Annotated in this window: 1 protein-coding gene and 1 pseudogene; both read right to left on the bottom strand. The window is 71.6% G+C overall.

The window, feature by feature from the left end:
- Positions 1–2,607: type I polyketide synthase (locus ACWC5C_RS37745; protein ID WP_450883133.1), on the bottom strand; the 2,607-nt coding region annotated here is incomplete at its 3' end.
- Between the two features lie 42 nt (positions 2,608–2,649).
- Positions 2,650–10,416 (bottom strand): annotated as a pseudogene (locus tag ACWC5C_RS37740) (SDR family NAD(P)-dependent oxidoreductase); the annotation flags it as partial.
- Positions 10,417–10,849: the final 433 nt, after the last annotated feature.

Here is a 10,849-nt window from a genome sequence, read left to right as displayed (position 1 = left end):
GAAGCGGTCGAGGCCGCCTTCGTCCCGACGCAGCGTGCCGACAACGGCGGCATCCACACCGGCGTCCTCCAGCGACTGCTGCACACCGATAGTCAACACCGGGTGCGCGGAAGCCTCGATGAAGAAGCGATACCCCTGCTCGGCCAGCGCCCTCGTGGCCTCCTCGAAACGCACCGTCTGACGCAGATTGGAGTACCAGTACTCGGCGTCCAGGGCAGCTGTGTCCAGCCACTCGGCCGTCACCGTCGAGAAGAACGGCACCTCGGCCACACGCGGCTCAAGCCCCGCCAGTACATCCAGGAGTTCGGCATGGATGGCCTCCACGTGCGCCGAATGGGACGCGTAGTCCACCGGGATACGACGCGCCCGGATTCCCTCCGCCTCACAGGCCGCCAACAGCGCATCCAGCTCAGCGACATCACCGGAAACCACCACGGACGACGGCCCGTTGACCGCGGCCACCGACAGCCCCTCCGTCAACCGCTCCCGAACCTGCTCCACCGCCAGGGCCACCGACACCATGCCGCCCAGCCCCGACAACGCCAGAATCGCCCTCGACCGCAGCGCCACCACCTTCGCCGCATCCTCGATCGACAACGCCCCCGCCACACACGCCGCCGCGATCTCACCCTGCGAATGCCCCACCACAGCAGCAGGCTCCACACCAAACGAACGCCACAACTCCGCCAAGGACACCATCACCGCCCACAGCACCGGCTGCACGACATCGACGCGCTCCAACGCCTCCGCGTCACCCAGCACATCGAACAACGACCAGTCCACATACGACGACAACGCGTCCGCGCACTCCCGCATCCGCTCCGCGAACACCGGCGACGACTCCAGCAGCTCAGCCGCCATCCCCACCCACTGCGACCCCTGCCCCGGAAACACGAACACGGACTTGCCGCCCGCACCCAGACTCGTACCACTCACCGCATGCCCAACAGCCCCACCCTCGGCCAGAGCCCGCAGACCCTCCCGCAGCGACTCCACATCACCGCCCACCACAGCAGCCCGGTACTCCAGAGCCGCACGCGAAGTCGCCAACGACAGACCGACGTCAACCGCCGCCACACCCTCCTCATCCGCGACGTGCGCCAGCAGCCGCTCGGCCTGCGCCCGCAGCGCCTCCTCCGACTTCGCCGACAACACCCACGGCACAACACCCGCCGAACCCGGCAGATCATCCCGCTCCTCCCGACCCACCTCGGGTTCGGATTCCGGAGCCTCCTCCAAAATGACGTGCGCGTTGGTGCCACTGATGCCGAACGACGACACACCCGCACGCCGCGGGCGGGCGGTCCGCGTCCACTCCCGGTTGTCGGTCAGCAGCTCGACCGGACCGGCCGTCCAGTCGACGTGGGACGTAGGCGCGTCGACGTGCAGGGTCTTGGGCAGCACACCGCGCCGCATCGCCATGACCATCTTGATAACACCGGCGACACCGGCCGCGGCCTGCGTGTGCCCGATGTTCGACTTGATCGAGCCGAGCCACAGCGGCTGGTCCGCGTCGCGGTCCTGACCGTAGGTGGCGAGCAGCGCCTGCGCCTCGATCGGATCACCCAGCGTCGTCCCCGTGCCGTGCGCCTCCACCACGTCGACCTCGGACGCGGACAGGCGGCCATTCGCCAGCGCCTGGCGAATGACGCGCTGCTGCGAGGGGCCGTTGGGGGCCGTCAGACCATTCGACGCACCGTCCTGGTTGATCGCCGACCCCCGCAGCACAGCAAGGATTTTGCGTCCGTTGCGGCGTGCGTCCGAGAGCTTCTCCAACAGGACGACGCCGACACCTTCGCCCCAGTTCGTGCCGTCCGCGGCTTCGGCGAAGGCCTTGCAGCGGCCGTCCATCGCCAGACCGCGCTGCCGGGCGAACTCGGTGAACAGCTCGGGGACGGAGATCACGGTCACGCCACCGGCGAGGGCGAGCGAGCACTCGTCCTGGCGCAGCGACTGTGCCGCCAGATGCAGCGCCACCAGGGACGACGAGCATGCCGTATCCACGGTGATCGCGGGGCCTTCGAAGCCGAGGGTGTACGAGATGCGGCCGGACAGGACACTGTCGGTGTTGCCGTTGACGAGGTAGGGCTTCAGGTCGTCGGACACGGTGGGCACCGAGGTGCCGTAGTCGCCGTGGACGGCGCCCGCGAAGACGCCGGTGCGGCTGCCGTGCAGGGACAGCGGGTCGACGCCCGCGCGCTCCACGGCCTCCCATGCGGCTTCGAGCATCAGGCGTTGCTGTGGGTCCATGGCCTGCGCCTCGCGCGGCGAGATGCCGAAGAACGCGGGATCGAAGCGGTCCGCGTCCGCCACGAACCCGCCCTCCTGGATCCGGGACGAGCCGGGCAGATCGGGTACGGAGTCGTAGAGTCCGTCGATGTCCCAGCCGCGGTCGAGCGGGAACGGGCCGATGGCGTCGGTGCCGGAGACGATGGCGTGCCACAGTCGTTCAGGCGAGTCGATGCCGCCGGGGAAGCGGCAGCTCATCCCCACGATGGCGATGGGCTCGCGATCCGCTTCCTCGAGTTCGGCGACCCTGCGGTGGGTACGCCGCAGTTCGGCGGTCATCCACCGGAGGTTGTCGAGGAGCTTCTCGTTCGACATCAGTTCACCACTCGCTTTCCCGGCTCCGCCTGCACAGAGCTCATTTCAAGATCGCCCGAACTCGTTCTGGATGATGTGGAACAGGTCGTCGGCGGTGGCCGCCTCCAGATCTGTGCCGTCTGCCTCGACTTCTGTGCCGTAATGGGTGTTCCATCGCGAGAAGGTGGACTGGAGACGGGCGGCGATCTGCGCGGCCGCCTCGTCGTCCCGCTCGATGTCGCCGATGGCGGCGTCGATCCGGTCGATGTCGGCGAGGACCGCGGCCGCGGCCGACACCGGCTGCCGCTCCCCGAGCAGCGCGGCGGCGAGGAAGTCGCTGAGCGCCGTCGGTTTCGGGTAGTCGAAGATCAGTGTGCTCGACAGCCGGATGCCGGTGGCCTCGGAGAGCTGGTTGCGGAACTCGACCGCCGTGAGGGAGTCGAAACCCAGATCCTGGAACGTGCGGCCCGGCTCCACGGACGCGGGTCCGCCATGCCCGAGTACGGCTGCGGCGCTGGTGCGTACGAGGTCGAGCAGTGCCGCGTGCCGCTCGGACGGCGTGAGTCCGGCGAGCCGTGCGGCGAGGCCCGGTCCGGCTGTCGCGGGGCCTGCTGCGGCGCGCCGTGCCGTCGGGCGGACGAGGCCGCGCAGCAGTGCGGGCACCGCGAAGCCCTGGTCGCGCAGGGCCCGGGTGTTGAGCTTGGCCGGCACGAGGAGGGGTTCGTCCGTACGACCTGCCCTGTCGAAGAGGCCGAGGCCGTCCTCGGTGGTGAGGGCGCCGGTGCCGGTGCGTGCCATACGGGCGACGTCGGCGTCGGTGAGGTGCGCGGTCAGGGAGCTGCGCTGGGCCCAGAAGCCCCAGGCGAGCGCCTGTCCGGCCAAACCGTGCCGGCGGCGGTGCTGGGCGAGGGCGTTGAGGTAGGTGTTGGCGGCGGTGTAGTTGCCCTGGCCGGCGTCGCCGAAGACGGACGCTGAGGAGGAGAACAGCGTGAACATCGCCAGGTCCATGTCCCGGGTCAGTTCGTGCAGATGGCGGGCGGCGTCCGCCTTGGGGCGGAAGACCGCGTCGATGCGCTCGGGGGTGAGGGAGCCGATGGTGGCGTCGTCGAGGACACCGGCCGCGTGCACGATACCCGTCAGCGGATGCGCGTCCGGGATGGCGGCGAGCGTGGCGGCGAGTGCCTCACGGTCAGCGGCGTCGCAGGCGGCGACCGTCACCTCGGCACCCAGCTCGGCCAGTTGGGCCTCCAGCTCCGCCACGCCGCTGGCCTCGCGTCCGCTGCGGCTGGTCAGCAGCAGGTGCCGCACACCCCGCTCGGCGACCAGATGCCCGGCGACCTCCCTGCCCAGGCTGCCGGTACCGCCCGTGATCAGCACCGTGCCCTCCGGGTCGAGAGCGCGCGGCATGGTGAGAGCGACCGTCCCGACCTGCTTGGCCTGGCTGATGAAGCGGAACGCGTCCGGCGCCCTCCGTACGTCCCAGGTCCTGACCGGGAGGGGCGCCAAAGCACCCGCCTCGAACAGACGCAGCACCTCGGTGAGCGTTTCCTGGATCCGCCGCGGGTCCGCCTCACGGAGTTCGAAGGCCGTGTACGCGACGCCGGGGCGTGCGGCGGCGGTCTCGTCCGGCTCGCGGATGTCCGTCCTGCCCGTCTCCAGGAAGTGCCCGCCACGGGGCAGCAACCGCAGCGAGGCGTCCACGAACTCCCCCGTCGGCGAGTTCAGTACGACGTCGACGCCGCGTCCGCCCGTGGTCTCCGCGAACGCCGTCTCGAAGGCCGGTGTGCGCGAGGAGGCGATGTGGTCGTCGTCCAGGCCCAGGGAGCGCAGTGCGTCCCACTTTTCTTCACTGGCGGTCGCGAACACCTCCGCGCCCACGTGCCTGGCGAGCTGGATCGCCGCCATTCCGACACCACCGGCGCCATCGTGCACCAGGACCGACTCGCCCTCACGTAGTCCCGCCAGGTCGACCAGGGCGTGATACGCGGTCAGGAAGGCCAGCGGAGTCGTGGCGGCCTGCTCGTACGACCAGCCGTCGGGGATCGGGGCGAGCAGGCACCTGTCGGCTACGGCGATGGAGCCGAAGGCCCGGTCGGCAAGTCCGAAGACCCGGTCGCCGGGCGCGAGGTCGGTGACGTCGGGGCCGGTTTCCACGACGACACCCGCGGCTTCGCTGCCGAGGGTCGCCTCGCCCGGGTACGTACCGAGCGTGATCATCACGTCGCGGAAGTCCACGCCGGCCGCACGTACGGCCACGCGCACCTGCCCGGGGGCGAGCGGGGCCGCAGCCTCGGGCGCGGGCATGAGGTCGACGGCGTCGAGGGTGCCGGGGGCACACGTGTCGACGCGCCAGGGCTCCGGTCCCCCGGGGGGTACGAGCCCCGGACCGGACGCGGCGCGTGCGAGACGGGGCACTCGCGGGATGCCGTCGCGGACGACCGCGCGCGGTTCGCGGGAAGCCAGGACAGCGGCCAGCGCCTCGGTCACGGCGGGTCCTCCGCCGTCGTCGGCGCCGAGGTCGACGAGCACGAACCGGCCGGGGTTCTCGGCCTGCGCGGAGCCGACCAGGCCCCAGACCGCCGCACCCGGCAGGTCGGTGACGTCCTCGTCTACGCCGGTGCTCACCGCGCCCCGCGTCAGCACGACGAGACATGTCTCGTCGAGCTGCGGCTCGGCCAGCCACCCCTGTACGAGCGTGAGCGCGCGGTGTGTGGCCCCGGCGGGGGCGTCGCCGTCCGCCCCCGCGATCGCGGCGAACACCGCGTCGGGCAACACCTCGGGGAGCGCGGCCGGTTCGGGGCAGGAGGGCACGCCGTCGAGCCCCGCGTCGCCGAGCTGGATCCATGCGGCCGCGTTCGCGGCGGTCCGCTCACGGGCGGGCAGCCCGGTCCAGTCGACGCGGTACAGGGAGTCGGCGTGCGCCGCGGCGGCCGCGGCCACACCGATCGGTTCGCGCAGGAGCACGGAATCGACGGAGAGCACCGCGAGGCCCTCGGCGTCGACCACCGTCAGGGACACCGTGTCCGTGCCCGCGGGGCGCAGCAACGCGCGTACGACGCCGGCGCCCACCGCGTGCAGCGTCACCCCGGACCAGCTGTGCGCCAGCCTGGGCGTGCCGCCCTCGCCATCGCCCGAGAGGATCTTCGGGTGCAGCGTCGCGTCGAGCAGCGCGGGGTGGATCCCGAACCGGGCCGCCGCGTCGTCGGGGCCGGTGCCGGGCAGCGCCACCTCGACGTACAGGTCCTCGTCCAGCGTCCAGGCGGCACGCAGCCCCTGGAACACCGGGCCGTAGTCGTGACCGTTGTCGTCCAGGCGCTCGTAGAGGCCGGTGAGGTCGGCCGCCACCGCGTTCTCCGGCGGCCAGGACACGGCGGGGGCCATCGCTCGCGCTTCCCGCTCCGGCGCCTCGGTCAGCAGCCCCACGGCATGCCGGACCCATGCCCCGTCCGCGATGTCGTCGAGCTTGCCGCCCTCAGCGAGGGGCCGCGCGTAGACGGCGACGGTCCGGCCGTCGTCGTCGGCCGCTGGGCCGACGACGACGCGCACGGCGACCGAGCCTCGCTCGGGCAGCACCAACGGGGTCTCGGTGGTCAGCTCCTCGATCCGGCCGCAGCCGACCAGGGCACCGGCCCAGAGCGCGCACTCCACGAACACCGGACTCGGCAGCAGTGCCGTTCCGGCGACGATGTGGTCCCGGAGCCAGCCGGCCGACGCGAGCGACAACTGCCCGGTCACCAGCAGTCCGCCGTCCTCCGGTATGTCCACCACGGCCCCGAGCAGCGGGTGCTCGGCGGGGACGAGCCCGGCGGAGGCGACCTCGGTGGCCCCCGGCGACGGGCTCAGCCAGTAGCGCTCGCGTTGGAAGGCGTACGTGGGAAGGTCCACGCGACCGGCGTCCCGGCCGTCGAAGAACGCGGGCCAGTCCAGGCCCGCTCCCACCACATGCAGTCGGCCGAGGGCCGCGAGCAGGGTCTCCGGCTCGGGGCGTCCCTTGCGCAGGGCCGCGATCACTTCCCGTCGGCCGGTCAGTGATTCCCGCGCCATGCCGGACAGCACACCGTCCGGGCCCAGCTCCAGGAACACGGACACGCCCTGCTCCTCCAGCCAGCGCACCCCGTCACCGAAGCGCACCGCCGCACGGACATGACGCACCCAGTACTCGGCGGACGCCACATCCGCCGAGACCTGACCGGTCACATTCGACACCACCGGAACCGACGGCCGCTCATACGTCAGCGACTCGGCCACCTGCCGGAAATCGTCCAGCATCGCGTCCATGCGCGGCGAGTGGAAGGCGTGGCTGACCTTCAAGTTCTTTGTTCTGACATCTAGTTGGGCGAACTGCGCGCCCAGTTCGGCGACCGCGTCCGCGTCACCGGCGATCACCACCGAGGAGGGTCCGTTCACCGCGGCGAAGGACACCTGGGTCTCGCGGCCCTCCAGGTACGGCGCCACCGTGGCCTCGTCGGCGCCAACCGCCAGCATCGCGCCACCGGTCGGCAGCGCCTGCATCAGACGGCCACGAGCAGCTACCAGCGTCACCGCGTCGTCCAGGGACAGCACCCCGGCCACGTGCGCCGCCGCCAGCTCACCGATGGAGTGGCCGGTCACGTAGTCCGGCCGCACTCCCCATGACTCCATCAGCCGGTACAGGGCGACTTCGAGGGCGAACAGACCCGGCTGCGTGTAGCCGGTCTGGTGCAGCGACTCACCGTCCTCGAACATCACTTCACGCAGCGGCCGGTCTACGAGCCGATCGAACCCCGCGCACACCGCGTCCAGCGCGTCGGCGAAGGCGGGAAACGTGTCGTACAACTCGCGTCCCATACCCGGCCGTTGGGAGCCCTGCCCGGAGAACAGCACCGCGGTCGGTCCTGGATCCAGGCACTCACCGTGCACCACGCCCGTGGCCGGTATCCCGTCGGCGAGGGCGTCCAGGCCTCGGGTCAACTCCTCGCGGCCGGTGCCCACGACGACGGCGCGGTGCTCCAGGGCCGCACGTGTCGTGGCCAGCGAGTGCGCGACGTCCAGCGGTCGCACGTCGTCGTCCAGAGCTTCCCGCAGCCGCCGGGCCTGCGCGGCGAGGGCCGTCGCCGAACGCGCCGAGACCAGCCACGGCAGCGGGCCGTCCGCAGGAGCGAGATCCAGGTCGAGCGACTGTGTGTGCCACCCGGCGAAGAACGCCTCCCAGTGCGGCGAGAAGCCCCCGGTGTGGAGCGCGCCGACGCACCGGAAGAGGCTCTCGGTCTCGCCGACGGTGCCGTCAGCGAGATGGTCGGGGCCGAGACCGACGAACAGGGCCGCACCCTGCCGCAGTTCGTCGAGGGCGGCGCTGCCCCGGCCGTCCGGGCCGAGACGACGGCTCCAGTATGCGGCGTCGGTGACGTCGGCGATTTCGCCGGTGAGCGCGGACAGGACGGGGACGTCCGGCTCCGCGAACCCGAGCAGTTCTGTGAGCCAGTCGAGCTCGGGCCGCGGCAGCCCGTTTCCGTGCGCGACGACCAGGGCCGCCGCGTCCGCGGGTTTCAGCGAGCCCGCGACGTGCGCGGCGGCCAGTTCGCCGACGCCGTACCCGGCGAGTCTGTCCGGGACCAGTCCCCAGGACGTGACGAGACGGTGGAGGGCGACGTCGTAGGCGTAGACGGCGCAGTCGGCGTAGAGCGGTTCGGCGCACTGAGGGTCTCCATCGGCGAGAACCTCACGCAGGGGCCGCTCCAGGTAGGGGTCGAGGTGCGCGCACGCCTCGGTGAAGGCGTCGGCGAACACGGGGAAGGTGGCGAGCAGTTCCTGTCCCATTCCCACGCGCCGGGCGTCGCCCCCGGAGAAGACGAAGGTCGTATTGCCGACGGTGCCCGTGACAGGCCTCGGGAGCCGTCCCCGCAGCAGGCGTGCGTCGGTCCTTCCGTCCGCGAGGGCGTCGAGGGCGTCGAGCAGCTCGTGCGTGCTGCCCGCGACGACGGCGGCGCGTTCGGCGTCGCCGGTGTCGGTGGCGGCCAGCGCGCGGGCGATGTCGGCGACGGTCGTTGGGGGGTGCGCGGCGAGGCGTTCGGCGAGCCGTGCCCGTACCGCGCCCGCCCGGCCGCGCAGTGCGGCGGCGCCGGGTGCGGAGAGGACGACGGGGGCGGTGTCGGCGGTGATCACGCCCTGATGGGGCAACGGCGCGTGGAGTCCGGCCGGTTCGGGGGCCGGCGCTTCTTCGATGATGACGTGGGCGTTGGTGCCGCTGAAGCCGAAAGAGGAGACTCCGGCACGGCGCGGCCGGCCGGTGTCGGGCCAGATGGTGGACTCGGTGAGCAGTTCGACGGCTCCCGCGGACCAGTCGACGTGCGGGGTCGGCTCGTCCACGTGCAGCGTCTTCGGCAGGGTGCCGTGGCGCATCGCCATGACCATCTTGATGACGCCCGCGACACCGGCGGCGGCCTGCGTGTGCCCGATGTTCGACTTCAGCGAGCCGAGCAGCAGCGGGCCCGTGCCGGAGCGCTCCTGACCGTAGGTGTCGAGCAGGGCCTGCGCCTCGATCGGGTCGCCCAGGGAGGTGCCGGTGCCGTGTGCCTCGACCGCGTCGACGTCGGAGGGCGCGAGGCCCGCGCTGGCAAGCGCCTGGCGGATGACGCGTCGTTGGGAGGGTCCGTTGGGCGCGGTGAGACCGTTGGAGGCGCCGTCCTGGTTGACGGCGGACCCGCGGACGATCGCCAGGACCCGGTGCCCGTTGCGGCGTGCGTCCGAGAGGCGTTCCAGGACGAGCAGGCCGGCGCCCTCGGACCATGCGGTGCCGTCGGCGGTGGCGGCGAACGCTTTGCAGCGGCCGTCGGCGGCCAGGCCCTTCTGGCGGCTGAAGGAGACGAAGCCGCCCGGGCTCGACATCACGGCCACGCCGCCCGCCAGGGCGAGGGACGCCTCGCCGAGGCGGAGCGACTGCGCGGCCTGGTGGAGGGCGACGAGGGACGCCGAGCAGGCGGTGTCGACGGTGACCGCCGGGCCTTCGAGCCCGAGGGTATAGGCGATCCGGCCGGAGGCGACACTGCCCGCGGTGCCGGTGACGAGGTGGCCCTCCATGCCGTTCGGAGCGGATGCGATGCGGGGCCCGTACTCCTGGGCCTCAGCACCGACGTACACGGCGGTGCGGGTGCCGCGGAGCGCGGTCGGGTCGATACCGGCGCGTTCGAACGCCTCCCAGGCGGCCTCGAGGAGCACCCGCTGCTGCGGATCCATGGCGAGGGCTTCGCGTGGCGAGACACCGAAGAAGGCGGCGTCGAAGTCGGCGGCGTCGTGCAGGAATCCGCCCTTGTCCACGTAGGTGGTGCCGGGCCGGCGGGTGTCCGGATCGTAGAGGCGGTCGACGTCCCAGTCCCGGTCCTCGGGCAGCGGGGTCAACGTTTCGCCGCCCTCGACGAGGAGTTGCCACAGCTGTTCGGGCGAGGTGATGCCGCCGGGGAAGCGGCAGGCCATGCCCACGACGGCGACGGGGTCGCCGCTCGTCGCAGCGGGCGCCTCGGCCGCCTCATCGCCGGGCCGCTCGCCGAGCAGTTCGACGATCAGGTGGCGGGCGAGGGCGCGCGGCGTCGGGTGGTCGAAGGCGAGGGTGACGGGGAGCCGCAGGCCAGTGGCCGCGGTCAGCCGGGCGTGCAGGTTCACCGCGGCCAGTGAGTCGAATCCGAGTTCCTGGAAGGCCTGTCCCGCGGCCACGGCACCGGCCCCTGCCGGGCCCAGGACGTCCGAGACGGCGCCGCGCACGAGTTCGGTCAGCAGCCGCTCGCGCTCATCCGCGCCGAGGTCACGCAGGCGGATGCGCAATGCCGCCCCGCGCGAATCGTTGGAGAGCTCGTCAAGGCCGTGTGTCATTGCGCTCCGCTCACTCACCGATACGTGAAACATCGCGGCCGTCAGAGGCCGGAAACAGGCGGGTCGAATCAGGGCATCATTCGGTCGGGATACCTGGAGAATGTATAGATAAACGCGTCGCCCCGGCCCGCGGAACTCCCCCTATGCCGCCCCTAGGAGCCCCTGTTCTTGGGCTGGATACTCGCCCGCTATCCATATCCCGCCGATGGCCCGTAGGGTATGACTTCGAGTGTCATCCGAGTCACGCGGGAATGCAATGCCTCTGAACGCAGTGGCCTTCCATGCGATACGCTCCCGAGAAATCTGAACTGTACGGCCGGGCCTACGCTTTGGAGAGCGGCCGGTTTCACATTCGATCCGAATTCCATCCGAGGCAATGGGGGAGCGCATTAGCTACGAGCTGCCCGGCGCCTGAGATTCCACC

It is taken from the genome of Streptomyces sp. NPDC001700 (genome assembly GCF_053596435.1).
Note: the sequence above shows the minus strand (reverse complement) of the source record. Positions and strands in the feature narration are given on the sequence as shown.